21 protein-coding genes and 3 tRNA genes are annotated in these 20931 nt (G+C 65.5%); 10 read left to right on the forward strand and 14 right to left on the reverse strand.

Going from position 1 to position 20931, the window contains the following annotated elements; translation table 11 throughout:
- Positions 1 to 7 precede the first annotated feature (7 nt).
- The 3 genes from ACPXYO_RS12390 (at position 8) to ACPXYO_RS12400 (ending at position 2251) form a co-directional block, all read left to right on the forward strand.
- Entirely contained in the window at positions 8 to 910 is a 903-nt protein-coding gene (locus ACPXYO_RS12390) for a TIGR03560 family F420-dependent LLM class oxidoreductase (protein ID WP_423920883.1), read from the forward strand.
- Positions 911 to 970: 60 nt separating this feature from the next.
- Positions 971 to 1822, forward strand: a complete 852-nt coding sequence (locus ACPXYO_RS12395; protein WP_423920886.1) for a TIGR03619 family F420-dependent LLM class oxidoreductase — start codon at positions 971 to 973, stop codon at positions 1820 to 1822.
- A gap of 231 nt (positions 1823 to 2053) precedes the next feature.
- Complete coding sequence (locus tag ACPXYO_RS12400; protein ID WP_423920889.1) at positions 2054 to 2251, forward strand: hypothetical protein; 198 nt, start codon at positions 2054 to 2056, stop codon at positions 2249 to 2251.
- 1630 nt (positions 2252 to 3881) lie between these two features.
- On the opposite strand, the gene ACPXYO_RS12405 is transcribed toward ACPXYO_RS12400, so the two are convergent.
- From ACPXYO_RS12405 to ACPXYO_RS12415, 3 genes are read right to left on the reverse strand one after another with little or no spacing between them, the layout of a single operon-like run.
- Positions 3882 to 5126: a CaiB/BaiF CoA transferase family protein gene (locus ACPXYO_RS12405; protein WP_423920891.1), complete on the reverse strand. Its 1245-nt coding sequence runs from the start codon at positions 5124 to 5126 to the stop codon at positions 3882 to 3884.
- A gap of 41 nt (positions 5127 to 5167) precedes the next feature.
- Positions 5168 to 6472, reverse strand: coding sequence for an MFS transporter (locus tag ACPXYO_RS12410; RefSeq protein WP_423920894.1), 1305 nt, complete (start codon positions 6470 to 6472; stop codon positions 5168 to 5170).
- Positions 6473 to 6483: 11 nt separating this feature from the next.
- Entirely contained in the window at positions 6484 to 7344 is an 861-nt protein-coding gene (locus tag ACPXYO_RS12415) for an enoyl-CoA hydratase/isomerase family protein (protein WP_423920896.1), read from the reverse strand.
- 334 nt (positions 7345 to 7678) lie between these two features.
- Between ACPXYO_RS12415 and recA the strand changes: the two genes are divergently transcribed.
- The 5 genes from recA to ACPXYO_RS12440 all read left to right on the forward strand — a co-directional run bounded on the left by recA (position 7679) and on the right by ACPXYO_RS12440 (position 11635).
- Positions 7679 to 8761, forward strand: a complete 1083-nt coding sequence (recA, locus tag ACPXYO_RS12420) for a recombinase RecA (RefSeq protein ID WP_423920899.1) — start codon at positions 7679 to 7681, stop codon at positions 8759 to 8761.
- A 102-nt stretch (positions 8762 to 8863) separates the two neighbouring features.
- On the forward strand, positions 8864 to 9043 hold the full coding sequence (locus tag ACPXYO_RS12425) for a hypothetical protein (protein WP_423920902.1): 180 nt from the start codon (positions 8864 to 8866) through the stop codon (positions 9041 to 9043).
- A 41-nt stretch (positions 9044 to 9084) separates the two neighbouring features.
- Positions 9085 to 10563, forward strand: a complete 1479-nt coding sequence (locus tag ACPXYO_RS12430; RefSeq protein WP_423920905.1) for a MiaB/RimO family radical SAM methylthiotransferase — start codon at positions 9085 to 9087, stop codon at positions 10561 to 10563.
- An 84-nt stretch (positions 10564 to 10647) separates the two neighbouring features.
- A complete protein-coding gene (locus tag ACPXYO_RS12435) occupies positions 10648 to 11160 on the forward strand; it encodes a tRNA (adenosine(37)-N6)-dimethylallyltransferase (RefSeq protein WP_423920908.1) in 513 nt (170 codons plus the stop codon).
- Entirely contained in the window at positions 11141 to 11635 is a 495-nt protein-coding gene (locus ACPXYO_RS12440) for a tRNA (adenosine(37)-N6)-dimethylallyltransferase (protein WP_423923836.1), read from the forward strand. Before ACPXYO_RS12435 ends, ACPXYO_RS12440 begins: the two co-directional genes overlap by 20 nt.
- A gap of 42 nt (positions 11636 to 11677) precedes the next feature.
- Here ACPXYO_RS12440 and ACPXYO_RS12445 read toward each other — a convergent pair whose 3' ends face one another.
- From ACPXYO_RS12445 to ACPXYO_RS12495, 11 genes are all read right to left on the reverse strand, one after another.
- On the reverse strand, positions 11678 to 12832 hold the full coding sequence (locus ACPXYO_RS12445; RefSeq protein ID WP_423920911.1) for an aminotransferase class I/II-fold pyridoxal phosphate-dependent enzyme: 1155 nt from the start codon (positions 12830 to 12832) through the stop codon (positions 11678 to 11680).
- 100 nt (positions 12833 to 12932) lie between these two features.
- On the reverse strand, positions 12933 to 13196 hold the full coding sequence (locus ACPXYO_RS12450; RefSeq protein ID WP_423920914.1) for a type II toxin-antitoxin system RelE family toxin: 264 nt from the start codon (positions 13194 to 13196) through the stop codon (positions 12933 to 12935).
- Positions 13193 to 13444: a type II toxin-antitoxin system Phd/YefM family antitoxin gene (locus ACPXYO_RS12455; protein WP_423920916.1), complete on the reverse strand. Its 252-nt coding sequence runs from the start codon at positions 13442 to 13444 to the stop codon at positions 13193 to 13195. The genes ACPXYO_RS12450 and ACPXYO_RS12455 overlap by 4 nt, the downstream gene beginning before the upstream one ends.
- Positions 13445 to 13467: 23 nt before the next feature.
- Positions 13468 to 14844, reverse strand: a complete 1377-nt coding sequence (gene hflX, locus ACPXYO_RS12460) for a GTPase HflX (protein WP_423920919.1) — start codon at positions 14842 to 14844, stop codon at positions 13468 to 13470.
- The gene (locus ACPXYO_RS12465; RefSeq protein WP_423920921.1) at positions 14844 to 15851 is read right to left on the reverse strand and encodes a hypothetical protein; all 1008 of its coding nucleotides are present in this window, start codon (positions 15849 to 15851) and stop codon (positions 14844 to 14846) included. The genes hflX and ACPXYO_RS12465 overlap by 1 nt, the downstream gene beginning before the upstream one ends.
- 354 nt (positions 15852 to 16205) lie before the next feature.
- Complete coding sequence (locus ACPXYO_RS12470; RefSeq protein ID WP_423923838.1) at positions 16206 to 17165, reverse strand: SDR family oxidoreductase; 960 nt, start codon at positions 17163 to 17165, stop codon at positions 16206 to 16208.
- A 180-nt stretch (positions 17166 to 17345) separates the two neighbouring features.
- Positions 17346 to 17422 (reverse strand) — tRNA-Gly (locus ACPXYO_RS12475).
- Between the two features lie 86 nt (positions 17423 to 17508).
- Positions 17509 to 17733 carry a hypothetical protein gene (locus ACPXYO_RS12480; RefSeq protein WP_420621203.1) on the reverse strand — a complete coding sequence of 75 codons (225 nt, stop codon included), beginning with the start codon at positions 17731 to 17733 and terminating at the stop codon, positions 17509 to 17511.
- Positions 17730 to 17939: a hypothetical protein gene (locus tag ACPXYO_RS12485; RefSeq protein WP_423920925.1), complete on the reverse strand. Its 210-nt coding sequence runs from the start codon at positions 17937 to 17939 to the stop codon at positions 17730 to 17732. Before ACPXYO_RS12485 ends, ACPXYO_RS12480 begins: the two co-directional genes overlap by 4 nt.
- A complete protein-coding gene (gene metX, locus ACPXYO_RS12490) occupies positions 17936 to 19147 on the reverse strand; it encodes a homoserine O-acetyltransferase MetX (RefSeq protein ID WP_423923840.1) in 1212 nt (403 codons plus the stop codon). The genes ACPXYO_RS12485 and metX overlap by 4 nt, the downstream gene beginning before the upstream one ends.
- A gap of 123 nt (positions 19148 to 19270) precedes the next feature.
- Positions 19271 to 20440: a DEAD/DEAH box helicase gene (locus ACPXYO_RS12495; RefSeq protein ID WP_423920928.1), complete on the reverse strand. Its 1170-nt coding sequence runs from the start codon at positions 20438 to 20440 to the stop codon at positions 19271 to 19273.
- A 156-nt stretch (positions 20441 to 20596) separates the two neighbouring features.
- Here ACPXYO_RS12495 and ACPXYO_RS12500 point away from each other — a divergent pair.
- A tRNA-Cys gene (locus tag ACPXYO_RS12500) sits at positions 20597 to 20667 on the forward strand.
- A gap of 44 nt (positions 20668 to 20711) precedes the next feature.
- Positions 20712 to 20785: transfer RNA gene (locus ACPXYO_RS12505), tRNA-Val, on the forward strand.
- The last annotated feature ends 146 nt before the right edge of the window (positions 20786 to 20931 follow it).

Raw genomic sequence — 20931 nt, forward strand, 5'->3', positions numbered from 1 at the left:
TGGTCCGATGCGATTCGGATTCTGGACCAAGAACGACCAACAGACGTCAGCCATCATCGAATGCTGCGCGCACGCCGAGGCCACCGGCTGGGACGGTCTGTGGTTCGCAGATCACTTCATGCCCAACGAGGAGAACGTGGACCAGCCCGTTCACGAGGCGTGGTCGGTGCTGGCGGCGCTGGCGGTGGCGGTGCCGCGGGTGCGCCTGGGTCCGCTCGTGGCGGGCAACACCTACCGCAACCCGGTGCTGACCGCCAAGATCGCCACCACTATCGACCATCTGTCCGGTGGTCGGGTGGTGCTGGGCATCGGCGCGGGTTGGCAGGAGAACGAGCACGAGGCGTACGGATTCGAGTTCGGCACGCTGCGCAGCCGCATGGACCGCTTCGACGAGGCGGTCGAGATCATCAGCTCGCTGCTCGGCAACCACCGCACCAACCTCGACGGCGAGCACTACACGGTTGCCGAGGCGCCGCTGGACCCCAAGCCGATTCAGTCGCCGATGCCGCTGCTCATCGGCGGCGGCGGCCGGCGTCGCACGCTGCGCACGACGGCCCGCTGGGCCACCGAGTGGAACTGCTGGGGAATGCCCGACGACATCTCCGAGCTTTGCGGCGTGCTTGATGGGCACTGCGAGGCGATTGGCCGCGATCCCAGTGAGATCAGCCGCTCGGCGTGCGCGCTGCTGTTTATCGGTGAGGACTCGGCCAGGCTGGAGAGTTTCCGTGCCATGGACTTCGGTCGAGCCGCCATCGTGGGAACGCCCGACGAGGTCAGCGAGGTGGTCGAGCAGTACCGCAGGGTGGGGGTCGACGAGCTGATCATTCCCGACTTGACCTTCGGCCCGATGGAAGCCAAGAAACACTCCATGGACCTGTTCATCAATGAGGTGGCACCCAACTTCCGCTGACCGCATCGGCGAATCGGCGACCGAGAGCGTCACCACGGCTGGCAACTAGAGGGGAACACAGTGAAGATCGGTCTGTTCCAGATCAATATGGGGGCGCTGGGCAACGCGGCTGGCCCAGAGGGAGCTGGGCGTGTCGCAGCTGCCGCTGAGGCCGCGGGCTTCGAGTCCGTGTGGACGGGCGAGCATGTGGTGCTGCCCGACCCGCAGGCGCCGGTGTCGCCGCTGCCGCCGTTGCACCCGATGCTGGATCCTGCGGTGGCGCTCGCTTTTATCTCTGCGGTCACCAGCGAGATCAAGCTGGGCACGGGCATCATCATCGTGCCCCAGCGCAATCCGTTGGTTCTGGCCAAGGAATTGGCCAGCGTGGATGTGCTGTCGGGAGGCCGACTGCTGTTCGGTGTCGGTGTCGGCTACCTCGGACCTGAGTTCGATGCGCTGGGTATCCCGATGGCCGACCGGGCCCGCCGGACCGAGGAGTACATCGAGGCGATGCGTGCCATCTGGTCGATGGATGCGCCCGCTTATGACGGCGAGTTCGTGAGCTTCTCGAATGTGCAGGCCCGGCCCCGGCCGGTCCAGCAGCCGGGTCCGCCGGTGATCATGGGCGGCCACACCGCGCCGGCGTACCGCCGCGCCGTCACGATGAGCGAGGGCTGGTACGGCTTCGCGCTCGACTACGACGGCACTCAGCGCTGCATCGAAGGACTGTCCGAAGCTGGCGCCCGCCATGACCGTCCCGCCGAACTCGGGCGGCTCGAGATCACCGTCACGCCCCGCATGCGGCCGACACCGGAAATGGTGGAGCGCTTCGCCGAGATGGGAGTCGACCGGCTGGTGCTGCTGCCCAACGGCCAGACCGTCGACGAGATCGCCGCCTTCGTCGACCACATCGGCGCCACGCTGCTGTCGTGAGCAAACTGCGGGAGCGGCGCCACCGAAGGCAACTGGATCGCAGCGGTACGTCTAGTCACTCTGTCAGCGTCGCTGATTTGGACGAGCGGATCTCACCGGTATGACCGTCGCGCCCTCTGCATCGTGGATGAGATCAAGATCGCTCAGGAGTGAACGCCAAACCCGTCCTCGGCCCCAGGCCCATGCGACGGCATCCGGGATCCACAGAAGTGGCTCGTCCACGGAGGAGAGATGTCGGTACTGGATGCGCAATTCCCCGTCACTGCCCAGCGTCTTCGCTATGACCGACCGGTCCCGGTGATCTTGACCTTGGCGCCAGTCCAGGACTATGCGATCGACGTTCGCATCTACGAGCTCGACCACGAGCGACTTGAGCGCTGTTGCACGCGCATCGAGTTGCTCACCACCGACTGCGACGTGAACCGTTGATTGGCAAGGGATCTTGGCGATATCCCGGAGCAGAGCTCTTCGGCGCTGCGGGCTTTCCGAGACAAAATGCAGGCGACGCTGACCCGAGACCAACAAGGACCGCATGTGAGAGCGCGCCTTCGCGAGGCCGTGCTCCGGAATCAGAGTGGCGCAGAGGCAGTAGTTCGCGCCGCGAACCGACTCGTCGATAAAGGCATGGTTCGTCATCGAATCCGACTCGTCGCTCTGCTCGAAGTGCCGTGCGGGCCAAACGGGGGCTTGAGCGTGTACCGGTTTTCGGCAGTTAATCCCGAGGGCGCCAACGGTGCGGTTATCAGGGCTTTGTCAACCCTGAGTAGGTCGGCGTGTCGAAGTTCGCGTACACCCCTTGTCAGGGTGTCGGCAGAAATGCCGTAGTAGTCCGGACCGCGTTCAGCGGGCAGGCTGAAGTTGTCGGCGTTTCTCAGGGCGATGAGCAGGAATGTGAGCGCAGGGAGACTCAGGCACTCGTACCACCGTTGCTGTGGGGCAGGTCCGGTAGTCCATAGCTCATGGGGGATTTGTATGAAGCTCTGTTTGGGCCGTTCGTACGGCTCTCCGGAACCGTCCTCACGCAGCAGACTGAGAACCGCGTACCTGTGACGACGGCTTCGTTCGACAAGGCTGCGCTCAGCGAGCCGGCGCCAAGCCTTCGATACTCGTCCTCGTGCGGCGGCTGAGCCTGGATCCGGAAGGCCTAGTGCACGCGCCCATACCGAGGAATGGAGTGTCACATCCCACGGCTCCGAGCTGGCCTTCGTGAGCACAAGTAGGTACAAGAGCAGGCCAGTACGGTCGCCGTTGGATACGAAGGCGGCCAGGGATCCAGCTCGAGGCGTAGCGCGATTCTTGTTCTGGATGAAGCCGTGGCGCACCGGAATGGCACCGCGCTTGGCGCTGTCTACGATGGCATCGATGGTTTGGTGGCTAGTTGCTCGAGTGCTCTCAGGCGTCTGTGATTTCACGCCCTCAAAATAGCTGATTGATGATGTTATGGCGACGTTCATACACCATTTCGATCACAGATGAGAAGCTGTCATAGCGGTAGCCAGAGAAGTACCGGACCAGCTCCTGTACCAGTACCTCGACTAGGTCTGAACAGCCCCAACAGAAGAATCGCTGTGGAGGCGGCGTATCCGAGCGTCGCCAGCACCACCATCCGCGCTCAACCCCAACATCTCGCGGCTCTGTGGTCAGTTGTTCCAGAGCCCAGAACAACGCGTGGTCAACGAACGAACGTTCTTGGAGCAGCGCGACCTAGGGAGTGGGACGCTCCAGCGCCGGAGGATGACGTGTTGCGCCGAAGATCTCGCCGTATCGAGAAGATCTCAGAGTCAAATCGACATCAGAGGCTTGGCCCCATAGGCTGACGCGGAGCGATGATCGCTATAGGCCGAAACGTTGCCGATGCCCGGTGGGTATCGATAATCGCCTTGCAATTGGCATGGGATTGAGCAAGACTGGCGAAGCCGAGGGCAGTAGCCCGAGGAAGTGGACCCGGCTCCTCCCCGGACGGTGAGCAGCCGGGTCTTGCGCGTCAGGCGGTCTGGTCGCGTGAAATGCACCCTGACGCAGCGGTCGTTGAGTCTTCGGTTGAGTGTGGGTGATTTTGCTAGCCGCGATTGGGAACGTTGGGGCGGCGGATGGGCGGCCCGGCGGAGACAATCCCCTCGGCTTCGAGAGCGTCGATTGCGGCGTCGTCGAGGCCGGCTAACTCCGCCAGCACTTGGCGGTTGTGCTGACCACGGTCCCCGACCACGGCCCCGGGCTGGGCACCGGCCTCTGCGCTGGCGAATCGCCACGGCGACTGAGGCACGGTGAGCGGCACTGCCGCTTCGCCTGCGGCAACGTCCACGAACGCGCCTCGTTCCTGAGCCCAGTCTGTGGCGGCCAGCTCGGGCACCGTGCGGACCTCGGCGGCCATCACAGGCTTCACGCCGATCGCGGCTTCTACGGCCTCGGCGCTGTCGAATTGGCTCACCCACTCGCCGAAGATGGCCTCCAGGTCATCTCGGTGATGCACCCGATCTTCGATGCGTGCGAACCGGGGGTCGTCGCGCAGGTCGGGACGATCCATCGCTGCGATGATCGTCTTCATGCCGAAATTGGCGGTCAGGTCCAGCGTCACGGTGACGTGACGGCCATTCGACAGCGGGTAGACCGCGGCCCAGTTCTGTCCTCCCTTGAATCCGACCTGGGGGTCCTGGCCGGTCAAGTCCGTGGCAGCCAGGTCATTGCACATGAGCGTGCTTTCCGCCATCGACACCTCGACGGTCTGCCCGCGCCCGGTGCGGTGCCGCATGTGCAGGGCGGCCAGCACTGCGCCGAGCGCATGAAGCCCGCTGTAGGTGTCGGCGTGCGACATCGGATCGTTGCGGTAGGGCTCGCCACCATGTCGACGCGACACCATCTCGGTCACGCCGGCCTCGGCATGCAGCACCGATGCAAACGCGCCGCGGTCGCTGCGGCTGTTGCCATGTCCCCAGCCCGACACCGATGCCACGATGATGCCTGGATTGACCTCGGCGAGCGCTTCGTACCCCAAGCCCAGCTTGTCGAGCACACCGGGGCGGTAGTTCTCGAGCACGACGTCCGCCTTGGGGACCATGGCCATCAACACGTCGCGGCCAGCGGCAGTCGTGAGGTCGAGAGAAACGCATTCCTTGCCGGCATTGAATTGTGCGAAGTAGGCCGAATGGCCATCTACCTGGGGCACGATGAAGCGAGTCAGATCCGCGTCGGGCGGCTCGATCTTCACCACTCGGGCACCGAGATCGGCCAGCAGCCGTCCGGTGATCGGCCCGGCCACCGCGCGAGTCAGATCCAGCACCAGCACATCCTCGAGCGGTCGCTCCATTGCGCAAGACGATAGAGCCGGAGAGTGCTGGTTGCCCGCCCTCAGCTGCCGCGGCCGCTGCTTGCTGGCACGGGCATCCAGACGTTGGGAGGCGACAGTTGCAGGGGCAACCCTTGGGCCGGCGCGCTTGCGGTCTCCTCAACCAGTACTGGCTCGTGCGGCAGCATCCAGATGGTCAGCACGCCCAAGGCAGCGGCAACGGCCACGATCGCGATCGGCAGCGACGTGCCTCCTGAGCTCTCGTGCACCGTCAGCATGGCGATCGGGCCGACCATGCTCCCGATCGCATAACAGAAGAACAGCCGCCCCAGCACCGTGCCGATACCGGCCACGCCGAACAAGTGAGGGGTCACATCGCCCATCAGCGCGACGAAGCCGCCGTAGCCAACGCCCAGGATGACGGCGAAGGCAACCATCTGGAGGTAGCGATCCGATGCGAAGAACCAGGTCACATACGCCACCGGCAGCATTGCGAACGAGATCTTGAGCAGACGCACTGACCCCAGAGCACGGGCGAAACTCGTCAGCAGCAGGCGGCCGAAGATGCTCGAGGCACCGATGATCGAGACCAGCCACGCAGCAGCGCTCGCACTGATTCCGGCCGAGCGAGCGAAGGGAATGATCGCCGCCAACGAACCGATGACCGGCACGGCGAACAGCGTGGAGCCGATGGTCAGCTGCCAGAACGCTTTCGTGCGCATGACCCGGCGGACGTGCTCCCGCGGATGAACGGTGGCGACAAGAGGCGTGCGCCGCACCAGCATGAAGCACACCAGCACGATGATCGCTGCAATGAGCGCGAGATAGCGGAACGCGATGCGCCAACCGAAGTTGTCGATCAACCGCTGGGCCAGCGGGACCAGCACCATCGTGCCGAGGCCGGGCCCGGTCGCGACCAGGCCTTGTGATACCGCTCGCTGCCGGAGGAACCACGCCGCCGAAGTCGCAAAGAGGGGCGAGATAAACATGCCCGAGCCGAAACCGCAACCGATCCCGTAGACGACGTAACCGTGCCAGAGCTGCGAGACCGACGAGGTGGCGACCAAGCCACCGACGAACAGCGCTCCGCCAACCAGCAGCAACGGCCTCGGCCCGACGTGATGCAGCAGGGGACCCGAGATGATCCCAGTGCCGAAGAAGAGGAATGTGGCGATGCCCAGCATCACCGAGGCGCCGCCCTGGCCGGACCCGAACTCGGTCGACATCGACTCGATGAACGCACCGAAGGTGTAGATGGTGCCGAAGGCCATGCCACAGGACAGGCCGGCCCCAATTGCCACCAGCCACGCGCGCCACGAGTCGATGAGTTCTGGATTGCCCGCAAGTGGGGGATGGGTGGCTGCCACTGCCGCGAGCTTCAGCTGCCAGTACTGATGTCGGCGACCAGATCGGCCACCCGCATCTCGCCCTCGCGGGTCTGCCCGCCGAGAGCAAGGAACCGCTCCATCGCGGGACGAGCCTCGAGAGTGCGCATGAGCTGCTGGAACAGGTACTGCTCGGTGAACAGTCCCTCGCGCAGCGGCTGGTCGTCGGCGGCGTTGACCGCCTGCTTGGCCAGCGCGACTGCTTGGGGCGGGAACTTTGCAATTCGGTAGGCCAGATCGGTCACGAAGGGCCGCAGCTCGTCGGCGGGAAGCGCCCGGTTCAGGTAGCCCCACTGATCGGCGGTACGTGCGTCGAGGTCGACGCCGCCCAGGATCACCTCCATGGCGCGCCCGCGTCCCACGAGCCGGGGGAGACGCTGTGTGCCGGTCCCGCCGGGCAGGATGCCGATGGGCACCTCCATCTGGTTGATGAAGGTGCGATCGATGGCGCCGAAGCGCATGTCGCACGACATGGACAGCTCGCTGCCGCCGCCGCCGACCCGTCCTCCGATCTCGACGATGGTGGCCTTGCCCATCGTGCGGTAGCGCTCGCACATGGCGTGGAAGCCGCCCAGCTCGGTGGGGCGCTCAGCCGGTCCCTCGGTGGGGAAGCCGAGAATTGCCTCCACGTCGAAGTGCGCGATGAAGAAGTCCGGATTGTCGCTGCGCAGCACGACCACCCGCACGGAGGCGTCGTCGGCAACGTGGCTGCTGAATTTGGCCAGCTCGCGGAACAGCGCCAGCGTCATCACGTTGATCGGCGGGGCGTCAATGGTTGCGAACACCACGCCGGCATCGCGTTCGATGTGCAGCAGCACGAAGTCGTCGTCGGCTATCTGAGATGGGGAGCTCATGGGGCGCAGCGTGCCACATGGGTACGACACGATGACGTGCCGGCCGCTCGCGCACACACGAGGCGTGTCTGAGTTCCCCAATCTCGGCCCCTGGCCTTGACACGAACTGATGTTCGGAACTACATTGCTGTCATTCGTAGTGGCTGCTGTAACAGCGCAGAGCGCTTGAGCAGGGGCCGCCAGTGCAGCGACGTGCGGCGCACCGAGCGTGACCGCTGTCCGAGGGAGATCAACCGGCAGAAAATCACCCGTGAGTTGTCACACCCCGCTCCTACGGTGCCACCAGACGGCATCGCACACCGGGTGCGGCCGGCGGGTGTCCGAGGAGGACGACATGGATAAGCAGGATCGGGAACGAGCACTGGATATGACGCTCACACAGATCCGACGCCAGTTCGGCGACGGGTCGGTGATGAAGATGGGCGAGAAGCATCACATGGCTGTCGAGGCGATCTCGTCCGGCAGTCTCGCAATCGACCTGGCGCTCGGCATCGGCGGCTTTCCCCGCGGCCGGGTGGTGGAGGTGTACGGCCCGGAGGCATCGGGCAAGTCCACGCTCGCCATGCACCTGGTGGCCGAGGCCCAGCGAACCGGTGGCGTCTGCGCCTATGTCGACGCCGAGCACGCAATGGATCCGCTGTACGCGAAGAACATCGGCGTCGATGTGGACGAGCTGCTGATCTCCCAGCCCGACACCGGCGAGCAGGCGCTCGAGATCACCGACATGCTGATTCGCTCGGGAGCGATTGACGTGGTGGTGATCGACTCGGTGGCAGCGCTCACGCCGCGGGCCGAGATCGAAGGCGAGATGGGCGACCACCATGTCGGCTTGCAGGCGCGTCTCATGTCGCAGGCGCTGCGCAAGCTCACCGCCAACCTCAGCAGGACCAAGACGATCTGCATGTTCATCAATCAGCTGCGCGAGAAGATCGGCGTGATGTTCGGCAGCCCTGAGACCACGTCGGGTGGTCGGGCGCTGAAGTTCTACTCAACGGTGCGCATCGACATCCGCCGCATCGAGGCCATCAAGATCGAAGGCGAAGTCGTGGGCGGACGCACACGCGTCAAGATCGTCAAGAACAAGGTGGCGCCGCCGTTCCGCCAGGCCGAGTTCGACATCATGTACGGGCATGGCATCAGCCGCGAGGGTTCGCTGCTCGACGTGGGCGTCGAGCACGGCATCGTGAAGAAGTCCGGTGCTTGGTACACCTACGAGGGCGAGCAACTGGGCCAAGGTCGCGAGAACGCCAAGAAGTTCCTGATCGCTAATCCCGAAGTCACCGTCGAGATCGACGGCCGGATCCGGCGTGCGCTGGGTCTCGGCGTCGACGGTGACCCTGCCGACAGCGATGCCGACGTGCTCGACCGTCTGAACGATGCGCAGGCGACACGGACTGAGGGTGCCAGCGTCGACTGAGCCAATCGGCCGACGCAGCGCGCCGGCCGTCCCGGCAATTCGGCACTGCACGACGGTGTCCAGTACGAGGTCGACCTGCTCATCTATGCCACGGGCTTCGAGGTGCAGCAGACCGGCATCTACAACCAGATTGTGGGCGAGGGCGGCCTTGAGCTCAACGACAAATACTCAGAGGGCATCCGCACGCTGATGGGGATCCACACGGCCGGATATCCGAACCTGTTCATCATGTCGCACGCCCGCGACAACATGTCACAGAACTTCGCGTTCACCCGTCGCTGAGGCTGCTCTGCGGCTCGGAGCGCGCCCCTAGCCTTGACGCCGTGGCTGCGGGCGAGCAAGTCCAACGAGGCGAGACCCAGCGCAGCTACTTCGTGCGCACCTACGGGTGCCAGATGAACGAGCACGACTCCGAACGGATCGCCGGCCTGCTGGAGGCTGAGGACTTGGTCGCCGCACCGACGATGGCCGATGCGGACATCATCGTGCTGAACACCTGTTGCATCCGCGAGAACGCCGACAACAAGCTCTACGGGCAGCTCGGGAACCTCAAGCGCCTCAAGGAGGACCGACCCGAAGTGCAGATCGCCGTTGCAGGCTGCCTGGCACAGAAGGACCAGGACCTTGTGCGCGAGCGGGCTCCCCACGTCGACGTGGTCTTCGGTACCCACAACGTGAGCCGTGCCGCCGAACTGCTGGCCGATGCGCGGGTATCAGGGCCGTTGACGGAGATCCTCACCGAGTCCGAGGAGTTTCCGTCGGCGCTTCCAGTGCGACGTGATGCCCAGCACGCAGCGTGGGTCACGATCCAGATCGGCTGCGACAACGCGTGCGCCTTCTGCATCGTGCCCTCGGTTCGGGGCCGTGAGATCTCCCGGCCGTTCGGAGAACTCATCGACGAAGTGTGCCGGCTGGCGACCGACGGCGTCAGCGAGGTGACCCTGCTGGGACAGAACGTCAACAGCTATGGCCGAGACGTGACCCTGGCGCTGCGCGGCACGAACGGTGAGATCGATGCCGCATGGCGTGCCGGCGAGACCTGGGCAGGTGGGCGCCGCACGGCACGGCCGCTGTTCGGTGATCTGCTGCGCGCCGTCGGCGCAATCGAAGGCATCGAGCGGGTGCGGTTCACCAGCCCGCACCCGAAGGATCTGCGGGCCGACGTCATCTCGGCCATGGCACAGACGCCGGCGGTGTGCGAGCACCTCCACCTTCCCCTGCAGTCCGGCAGCGATGAGGTGCTGGCCGCCATGCACCGGGGCTACACCGCCCAGCGCTACCTCGAGCGGCTCGGCGCAGCCCGTGACGCTGTTGCGGACTTGGCAGTGAGCACCGACATCATCGTCGGCTTCCCCGGAGAGTCCGAAACAGATTTCGCTGCGACGCTCGAACTCGTTGCAGAAGCCCGCTTCGACAGCGCGTTCACGTTCGTCTTCTCGCCGCGACCCGGCACCGAGGCCGCTGAGCTGAGCGATCGATTTGTGGCACCTGCTGTGGCAGCCGAGCGCATGGAGCGGCTGCGAACCGTCGTCGAGCGATCGGCACGACTGGGCAACGAGTCGCGTGTCGGTCGGATCGAGAAGGTGCTGGTCGAGGGGCCGTCCAAGCGGGATCCGGGCACATTGACGGGGCGTACCCGCCAGAACCGCCTGTTGCACTTCGCATCGCCCGAGCCGCTGAGAACGGGTACCTACGCCCGAGTGCTGGTGCGCGAGGCCGCCACGTTCCATCTCAGCGGTGAGCTCATCGAGGTCACCGCGCCCGCACGGCACCGCACCCGCATCCCGGTTGCCGCGCGCTGAGGCCGAGCGGTTGGGAGGTACGTCGTGCGCTGCCGCCGGCTCTCGAAGCGAGACCGTGTCCCGAGCGGCCCGTGAGCCCGTCGTATGAGAACGGGGAACAAGAGCGGGGGGCACGAGGTCGGCGCCGTGGGCGGTGACGGCGTCGACCAGCCGCTGGTCATCGTGGGCCCCACGGCGTCGGGTAAGTCGGCGCTCGCGCTGGAACTGGCCAAGCGTGCCCGCTCCCAGTCCGAAGCCGTCGATCCGGTGGAATTGGTGTCGGTCGATTCGATGCAGGTCTATCGGGGGATGGACATCGGCACCGCCAAGCCCACTGCCGCCGAGCAGGCCGAGGTGCCGCACCACCTCATCGACCTTGTCGACCCGGCAGAGCGATTCACGGTCGTCGACTTCGCAACTGCGTTCGACGCGGCCATGGCCGACATCGCTGGCCGCGGCGCCGTTCCGATGCTCGTCGGCGGCACCGGTCTCTACCTGCGCGCTGTCGTCGACGGCTTGACCCCGCCGCCGGAATTCGGATCAATCGCGGCGGAGCTGCGATGCCGAGGCACATTCATCCGCGGACGGTGTCGTCGGGCTGCACCGCCGCCTCGCTGAACTGGATCCGCTCGCAGCTTCACGCATGGAGCCGACAAACCTGAGGCGGGTCGTGCGAGCACTGTCGGTCTGCCTAGGCACCGGCCGGCCGTTCTCTTCGTACGGACCGGGACTGCAGACCTATCCCGAGGTGCCTTTCCGGATGCTGGGCATCGACCTTGACCGGGACACGCTCGACGAATGCATTGCGGACCGTTATCGCCGACAGATCGAGGAAGGTTTCGTGGACGAAGTGCGGCGGCTGATGGAGCGCCCACTGTCGCGCACGGCCGCTCAAGCCCTCGGCTACAAGGAGCTGCGTGGCCACCTGTCAGGGGAGTGCTCGCTGGGCGAGGCGCTCGAAGTCGCCGTTGCACGGACCCGACGCTTCGCCCGTCGGCAGCAGCGTTGGTTCGCACGAGACCCGCGGATCACTTGGATCCGGTACGGAAGCACCTCAGAGATGGCGGACCGAGCCCAGCAACTTGAAGCCTGATGGTTCCGGGCCGCGCTGAAGCCTCAAGTTAAGATCGAAAGTTTAGCTGAGACGGGATTCGACCATGTCGAGGGCATCGTCGGTGAGCACCGCGGCAATCCGAACCCGATCCGACGCGGACAGACCGTAGAACTCGCCTGGAGACACGAGAATCCCCGCCTCCGCCAGCAGGGTGCGGGCAAACGCCCACGCATCACCGTCAGGAGCCTCAGCCCACAGGTAGAACCCGCCGCGCGGGAGGGGAGGCTCGGGACCGAAGCGACCCACGATGCGTGCGAGACGCGCGAGTCGCGATCGGTAGCGGTCTCGTTGTTCGGCCACATGGACTTGGTCGGCCAGCGCCGCGGCTGCCGCTGACTGGGCGGGACCGGGAACCATGAATCCGGCATGCTTGCGAAGCTCCCGCAGGTAGTGGACGAGCTCGGGGTCGCCCGCGTAGAAGCCGACTCTCACACCGGCCAGGTTGGACCGCTTGGAAAGTGAATGGACGGCGACCACGCCGTCTACCTCTGCGCGCCGAGATTCCGCTGTCGCTGAACCAGCGTCGGTCGGTGTCAGGATCGTGCGAGGCGGTCCGTCCCAAGTGAACTCGGCATAGCACTCGTCGCTGAAGACCGGCACGCCCCGTTCCCGACCCCACCGAGCAGCCGCAGCGAGATCATCGAGGCCGCCAGCGGGATTGCCAGGCGAGTTGACCCACAGCACCAATGCCCTTTCGGCATCGGACTCGGTGATGGCGTCGAGCTGGATCGACCAATGCTCGTCCGCTGGCACCGGCACCGCCCGGCAGCCTGCCAACTCAGCCCCCATGGCATAGCTGGGGTAGCTGACCTCGGGGTACAACACGGTGTCGCGATCGGGGGTGCGCAGGCGCAGCCAGTGGGGCAGCCCGGCCACGAACTCCTTCGACCCGATCGTTGCTGCCACCTCAGCAGCGGCATCGACCTGCACACCGAAGCGTTCCTCGCACCAACGTGCAGCGGCCGCTCGCAAGTCAGGCGTGCCGATCGACGGTGGATATCCCCGCTCGGAATCCGAACCGCCGAGTGCGGCCAGCACGGCGGGCGACGGCGGATCCACCGGCGTGCCGATGGACAGATCCACCAGCCCGCCGTCATGGCGGTCCGCGAGCGGTTTCAGCTCGTCCAGCCGGTCGTAGGGGTAGGGCGGGGGGACGAACCCGGTGCCTGCGCTCACCGCACCATCATTGCTCGCCGAAGCCAAAGTGCGTGCGACTCCAGATGCCCGGCGGCTACGAACTTCCGTCCGAGGTCGATGTCCGCCTCGGTCGGTTCAGTCAGGGCCGATAGACGTCGCGGCGATGGCCGACACGGACTACCTGGACCACCAAGCGGTCGTCAACGACTTGATAGACGATGCGGTAGTCACCGACTCGGACCCGGTATACGGAGTCCTCGTCGGCGAGAGCGACGCAGCCTGGGGGACGGGGCTCGTCGGCGAGCAGGTCCACCGCTGCGCGAACGCGCAATTGCTCTCGGCGTGGCAGGCGCGCGATCGACTTCACGGCTCGGCGCGCGATCTCGACCTTGAATTGGCTCACCCAAGTCCCAGCGCGGCCTTGACCTCGTCCCAAGGCGCGTAGTCATCTTCGGCGCGTGCGGCGTCGAGTTCACGACGGTCCTCCAGATCGTCAGCGCTGTCGACGAGTCGGTCGAAAGCCTCCGGGCCCAAGATCACTGCCACCCTGCGGCCACGCCGTGTCACTGTGACCGGCTCACCCGACCGACGGGAGTCCTCAATCACTTCGGCCAGCCGATTTCGTACCTCGCTGACTGCAACCTCTGTCATGTACGAATCGTACATATAGAAGGTCACTGCAGTGGAGCGTCTTCTCGTTCCGAGCCCAGCGTCACGAATTCTGCGAAGAGACGGCGGGAGACGTCGTCGAAGCGGGCATGGACGAGCGTGCCGTCGTCGTCGTGTGTCTCCGAGAGCACCTCGCCTTCGCGGTGCACAGCGGCCAGGGCGTCGCCACGGGAGTAGGGAATTCGCAGTTCGGTGACCTCGGTGAGGTGCCTGAGCCGGTCTCCGACAGCCAGCAAGAGCTCCTCGACGCCGTCGCCGCTGTTCGCCGAGATCGCATGCGAGCCCTCGTAGTGCTCCAGCAGCCGCCGGACCGTGCCGCGGTCGGTCGCGTCGCTCTTGTTGAACGCGATGAGCTCGTCAATGTCGCCGGCGCCGATCTCGCGCAGCACTGAGCGCACGACGTCAATGTGCATCTCGGGTTCTGCCGCCGCAGCGTCCACGATGTGCACCAGCAGATCGGCCTCGGCCACCTCCTCGAGGGTCGACATGAACGCTTCGACCAGCGAGGTGGGCAGCTTTTTGATGAACCCGACAGTGTCGGTGACCAGCACCGTCTCGCCACCGGGCAGCGGCAGGCGCCGGGTCGTGGCGTCGAGCGTCGCGAACAGGCGGTCCTCCACCAGCACATTCGCACCGGTGAGACGCCGGAGCAGGGTCGACTTGCCGGCGTTGGTGTAGCCCACGATCGCAACCGTGTGGTATCGAGAGCGGCGGCGCGACTTGCGCTGGTTCAGCCGAGTCCGCCGCAGCCCGCGCAAGTCCTTCTCCAGCCGAGCAAGACGCCGCTGAATCCGCCGGCGATCAACTTCGAGCTGGGTCTCGCCGGGTCCCCGGGTACCGATGCCGCCGGCCTGCTGGGACAGCTGCCGCCCCCGGCCTCGGAGACGGGGGAGCCGGTAGCGAAGTTGCGCCAGCTCCACCTGGGCCTTGCCTTCGAGCGTGGTGGCGTTCTGGGCGAAGATGTCGAGAATGACCGCCGCGCGGTCGAGCGCGGTGCGCCCCAGGATGCGCTCCAGATTGAACTGCTGCGCCGGCGAGAGTTCGTCGTCGAACACCACCGTGTCGGCGTCGTGTTCGAGCGAGGCATTCAGGATCTCGTCGGCCTTGCCGCGCCCGACAAACGTTGCAGGGTCTGGCGCGTCCCGTCGCTGAACGATCCGGTCCACCGAGTCGGCCCCAGCGGTGTCAACCAGCCGCTCCAACTCGTCAAGGTTGGCATCCACCTCCTCAGCAGTCCGCTCCGCCAGCTGCACCCCCACCAGAACGATCTGCTCCCGGAAAGCCCGGTCAATCAGCCCCGATTCAGCCCCCCCAAACTCCCCAAACCCCCCCCGATGGCTCTCGCCGGTGTCGGGGTCCGCCGGCTGTTCAAACTCAGCCATCAAGCATCCAGCCAAGGCGCATCGAGCGGATAGATGATGTCGCCGACGTGATGGGTCAACACACCGAGGCCAAGACTCGCCATTTCGTCGACGGCAGGTCCCCGGTCAAAGCGACCGACGTTCGCGTATGCGCAGGGCATCCGAACGGTGACTACGGCGTGGTCGTCGGGCACAAACCAATCTCGAGCACGCACGGCTGCGACCACTGCGCCGCTTCCGCAGGCATCCGTTATGCCTGCGCCTCGCTCCCACACCGTCATGCCGACATCAGTACGAGGCCCAAGTTGAGGATGTTGGTACCGATCAGGCCAAATGAACTCAACGTTGATGCCGTCCTTGAAGTAGGCCTCGTACGCCGCGCCATAGTGCCCTGTTTCCTCGCGATTCATGGGACGTCCGGCCAGCACTACGAGGTGTTCGTTGCCAACGTTTCCGGTGTCGAATGACGCATCAGGACCGAAGTCATGGTTGATCTGATCCACCAGACGCGAAGGCACAGTCGGGCCAGCCTCAACACGCGGCATGACAACCTCGACCTGCCGTGACGCAGGGGTTCCACCGGCGAAGACGAATACTGCCTGCCAATCGGCATCGGTGCCGATGTGCAGCTCTCTCGGGGAAGCTGGAGACTGATGGGACGCATTGCGTGCGATTGGCTTGCCGTTGCCGACAGGCACATCGAGCGTCGTGAGTTGTCCCTCGGTGCCGACGTACAGCTTTCCGGCGCCGTCACCGAACTCAGAGACGAGCGCATGGCCCAGACACGCAAGTCCGTTGCCGCTGATTGCAGCCCGTGAGCCATCTGAATTCTGAAGCAGCATGAGCGCGGCTATCTCGTCGTCCTCCGATTCGGAAATGACCGGGCGATCGACTTCGATACCCCAGTCGGCTGGCAATTCGGCGTCTATCAGTTCAGCTGGTGGTGCCGCGATGGCAAGAATGAGGCCGTCTGCGCCAATTCCGGCTCGCCGGTGGCAAATGCGCTTTGCCAGGAGCAATGGGCTCATGTTGCAGCGGAGCAACTGATCACCAAGCGATCGCGCGGTCGCCGGGGACAGGAGTGAGATGAGGAAGTCGTTACCGCAGGCATGGAATTTTGAGATCGTGAGCGGGTCGCTGCGTTCCACGGCTCCATTGTCACACCTTGCCCATGCAGTTCACGAGCGAATTGCGGTGAGGAGTCGTGATGGAAGCGGTCAAACGAACAAGAAAGCGAGGGGCGGGCGGGGGCACGGGTGCCCACGCGCAGTTTTGCCGCGCCCCCAACACCCTCAAAGCGTGCACAAGGCGCCGCAACTGTTTGAGCATGGGTGCCCCTGCCCCCGCGCACCCCGGGCGACAGTGGCGGAGCACCCACGGCACTACACGGTGGCTTCGCGCCTGCCAAACCCCTTGAACGTGTCCCCAATAGCAGTAGCCACCGAAGCCAGCTTCGACCGACCCTCATTCAGCCGAGGCGCAATCGACGTCAGGCCCTCAACAGTCCAGCGCCCGTCCGCAGCGATGATGTCGTCGTTCGACAATGACCAGCCTTGGTACAGCCCCACCTCGTTGCCACCGATATGGAACACGCCACCGGTGAACGGGCAGTTCTCCATGCTCAGGTAGGCCACCAGCGGGCTGACATTCGCCGGGTCGTACAGATCGAATTCTGCAGGGTCCTCCGGTGCGCGCACCACCTCTTCCAGCCCCGGCGTCTGCAGCGTCAAACGAGTGCGTGCGATCGGCGCCAGGCAGTTGACCCGCACGCCGTAGCGGGCGAGCTCGCCAGCAGCCACCAGCGTCATGGCGGCAATGCCGGCCTTGGCGCCTGAGTAGTTGAACTGGCCGAGGTTGCCGAGCATGGCGCCCGAGGCAGTGTTGATGACCGAGCCGCTGACTTCCTTGCCGGCCTTGGACTGCTCGCGCCAGTAGGCCGCGGCCCAGCGGGTGGGGCAGAAGTGACCCTTCATGTGCACGTCGACAACGGCGTCCCACTCCGGCTCGGTCATGTTGACCACCACGCGGTCACGCAGGATGCCTGCGTTGTTGACCAGCACGTGCAGATCGCCGAACGCTTCGACGGCCTGGTTCACCATGCGCTGCGCGCCTTCCCAATCGGTGACGCTGTCGCCGTTCGCAACGGCCTCGCCGCCCATGGCCTCGATCTCCGCCACGACCTCGCCCGCAGGGCCCTGATCTGCGCCGGTGCCATCAGCGGAACCGCCGAGATCGTTCACGACGATCTTCGCCCCTTCCGACGCCATCAGCAGGGCATGTTCACGGCCGATGCCGCGGCCCGCGCCGGTGATCAGGACGACACGTCCGTCGAGTGCACCCATGTTGTTCTCCCGTTCCTGAAGATCGCTGGGGCGCGCCACAGACGCAGCCTTGGGTCATGTCTGGTTGCTGCCTTGCCCGGATTCGGCCACTGCCGTGCCCGGATTGGGCCGCATAAGGTTGGCACATCCGGACGCTCGACGCGACGCCAACTGCCGTAGCGGAGCACACAAGAGGCAGCGTGGAGCGGATGACCGGGGTCGAACCGGCGACCTCAACCTTGGCAAGGTTGCGCTCTAACCAACTGAGCTACATCCGCGCGGGCGGATCACTGTAGCAAGCGGCCACCGCAGAGACGCGTGGATTCAGCGGGCCGTTACGGCCCCGAGCGGCTGAGAAACGCTGCTATTCCCCGGAGGAGCGCAAGTCGATGCGCAGGGTCAAAATCCCGTCGACGAGCGTCGCCTCGGAGTCGCCGATCATCGCGTAGTCCATGAAGTCCAGCTCGGCTTGACGGATGAAGTGTCGTCGCTCCTCGCCGCCGACGGCGGGCAGGTTTCGCTTGCGCACTGCCTGAGCGCGCTCTGCGAAGCGGGCGATCACTTCTTGGGGATCGAAGGTTTCGCTCATGGGGTCCCCCTTACGGTGCTTTCTTCACCTTGCCACTGCTGCGGGACCGTCCGCCGCAGGTGCAGCACGAATCCCGTGCCGCATGCCACGGTGACCAAGCCGAGCAGCGACACGAGCAGCCACCACACCCCTAAGCCTGATCCGACGGCCTCGGACGGCACGCTGGTGTGCACTTCGGCCAGCAGCGCCGCGGCGCTGGTGGTCAACGGATTGCCCCCGAGGGTCCCGCATCGCTCTTGTAGACGTCGTCGATGAACTCGCCCATCGGCGGCCCGGTCTGGTCGGGCTCGGTGAGGAAGCCGTCGTGGCCGTTGTCACTGTCGATGTCGACGTGTTCGACTCGCACCGTCGGGCGGCGGGCCAATGCTTCCACGATCCTCAACTGCTGGGGCCGCGGATACAGGAAGTCTGTGCGAACGCTCATCACCATGGTCGGCGCGACGATGCGGTCGAGCGCTGCATCGATGCCTCCGCGACCGCGGCCGACATCGTGGAGGTCCATCAGCTTGTTCAGCACCAGGTACGTGTTGGCGTCGAAGCGGGGTACGAACTTTGCGCCCTGGTAGTCGAGGTAGCTCTCGACGTCGAAGCGTTGCTCAAGCCGCAGGGGCAGCACCGGATCCTCGCTGTGGCGGGCGAACCGGCGGTCGAATTCGTCGCCGGAACGGTAGTGGATCATGGCGATGCGCCGTGCATTGGCAAGGCCTCGATGCGGTCCGTCCCCGTCGGCTGCGTCGTAGTAGCGGCCGCCTCTGAACTTGGGATCGTCCAGGATTGCCTGGCGGCCGACCTTGCTCCAGGCAATCTGCTGTGCCGAGGCCTCGGCGGTGGACGCGATCACCACCAGCGAGCCGACCCGCCGTGGATAGGTGATGCCCCACTCCAGCACGGTCATGCCGCCCATCGAGCCGCCGACCACTGAGAGCCAACGGTCGATGCCGAGGTGGCGGCCCAGCGCCCACTGTGACCGCACGATGTCGCGGTTGGTGACGACGGGAAATTCGGGCCCGAAACGTTCGCCGGTGGCCGGGTTCACCGACGACGGGCCGGTACTGCCTTGGCAGCCACCGAGCACGTTGACGCACACCACGAAGTACCGGTTGGTGTCGAGAGGGCGGCCGGGACCGATGAAGTCGTTCCACCAGCCTTCGGTGGGTTGCGACGGCGGATGCGCGAGGCCATGCGCGTGGGCGTCGCCGGTCAGCGCGTGGCAGACCAGCACTGCGTTGGCTGCGTCGGCGTCGAGGGCGCCCCAGGTCTCGTACGCCAGCACGGGGCCCGCCAGGGTGCCGCCGCCTTCCAGCGTGAACGGTCGATTCGGCGACAGCTCGAAGAACCGCCGCTCGGCCGCGCCAAGGCCCGCGTGCCATGCACCCGAGGCGGGCAGCGGCCAGGGCGCCGCATCGTCGCTCAGGGCGCTTGCGCGCCTCGCACTGTCCACAGCTGAGCCTTCATCGGTAGGGGCCTTCGTCCAGTGGCCAATCTGCCGCTGGAATGGCAAGGGTACCGGTCGGTTCCCGCCCGTCTAAAGCGGATTTCAGCGGCCGACGTTGTCGCTGCTGGCGGCGAACGCCAGGAGGTCGTCGAGGCGTTCATTGTTCGAGAACATGTCGTGCAAGGGCAGCCGCAGCCCTAGCCGGCGTTGAAGCTGGCGGACTTCGAGTTCTTCGTCCCAGAGGAACATCGTCACCGCGGTGCCGCCGCGTCCCGCCCGAGCGGTACGGCCCGAGCGGTGAAGGTAGGTCTTGTGCTCTGGCGGCACGTTGTAGTGAACGACGACATCGACTTCGTCGATGTGCAGTCCCCGGGCGGCAACGTCGGTGGCGACGAGGGCCGCCAGCTTGCCTTGAGTGAAGCTTGCAAGCGCACGCTCACGCTTGACCTGGGGCAGGTCGCCGTGAATGGCGCCGGCACGAACCCCGGCCTCTCGCAGCTCGCGGGTGAGCTGGTCGGCACCCCGCTTGGTGCGGGTGAACAGCAATGTGCGGCCATTCGCCTCGATGATGCGCGCTGCGACTCGTACCCGGTCCATCTTGTGCACGGACATGAACACGTGACCCATCTCCGAAACGGTCACCTCCCGCTCGGTCACTTCGTGGAACACCGGGTCCCGCAGGTGCCGCTTCACCAGCGTGTCCACAACGCCGTCGAGCGTCGCCGAGAACAGCAGCGTCTGATGCTGACCGTCTATGTGGCGCAGCACCCATTCCACCTGCGGCAGGAACCCCATGTCGGCCATGCGATCGGCTTCGTCCACTACCACCCGTTGGATGCCCGACACGTTGACGGCGCCACGGTCGATGAGGTCGATGAGGCGGCCCGGTGTGGCGATGACGATGTCCATGCCACCCGCCAACAGCTCGATCTGCCGGTCGAGGTTGGTGCCGCCGTAGGTGGCGATTGACCGCAGGTCGGCGGCTTTGGCCAGCGGCTCGACCACGGCAGCGATCTGGTTCGCCAGCTCCCGGGTCGGCGTGAGCATGAGGGTTGTGGGATGGCCGTCGGCGGCACGGGGGGTCAGCGCCAGCATCGGCAGGCTGAACGCCAGCGTCTTCCCGGAGCCGGTCTTGGCTTTGCCGCAGACGTCTCGGCCGGCAAGCGCTTCGCCGATGGTCAATTCCTGAATGGCGAACGGCTCGGTGATGCCTTGATCAGCCAAGGTGTCGCACATGGACTCGGGAACGCCGAGTTCACTAAAAGTTGTCACGAAAATCTTTTCAGAGGGCGTGACCCGCGAGGTGCGCACGTCGCGACGACTCGTGCGACAACGCTGGGCAGTGAGGCCACGCGGCGAACTGCCTTGGCGGACGAGTGTACGGCGGGCAACCCCGCGCACGTCGGACGGTACCCTCACCCGGACTCGGGCGGAGTGGCCGAGTGGTTAGGCAGCGGCCTGCAAAGCCGTGTACGCCGGTTCGAATCCGGTCTCCGCCTCGGCTGTGCACTGCACCCGCGGTGCTACCGTTTGAAACCCTTCCGGGCGATTGGCGCAGTTGGTTAGCGCGCTTGCATGACACGCAAGAGGTCACAGGTTCGAATCCTGTATCGCCCACGCAGGGCATATTTGTGAGTTAGGTGGGTTGATGTTCGCGGGTTAGCTCGTCGCGCGCCTTGAACAGGTGCGGGAGGGGCTGTGCGTGGGGCGCGCGTCCGATATTTGGGTTTCTGGGGCGCGATTCGGTGCCCTGCAGGAGAGTT

This window comes from Candidatus Poriferisodalis sp. (assembly GCF_965237655.1).
Taxonomy (GTDB): Bacteria; Actinomycetota; Acidimicrobiia; order Acidimicrobiales; family Poriferisodalaceae; genus Poriferisodalis.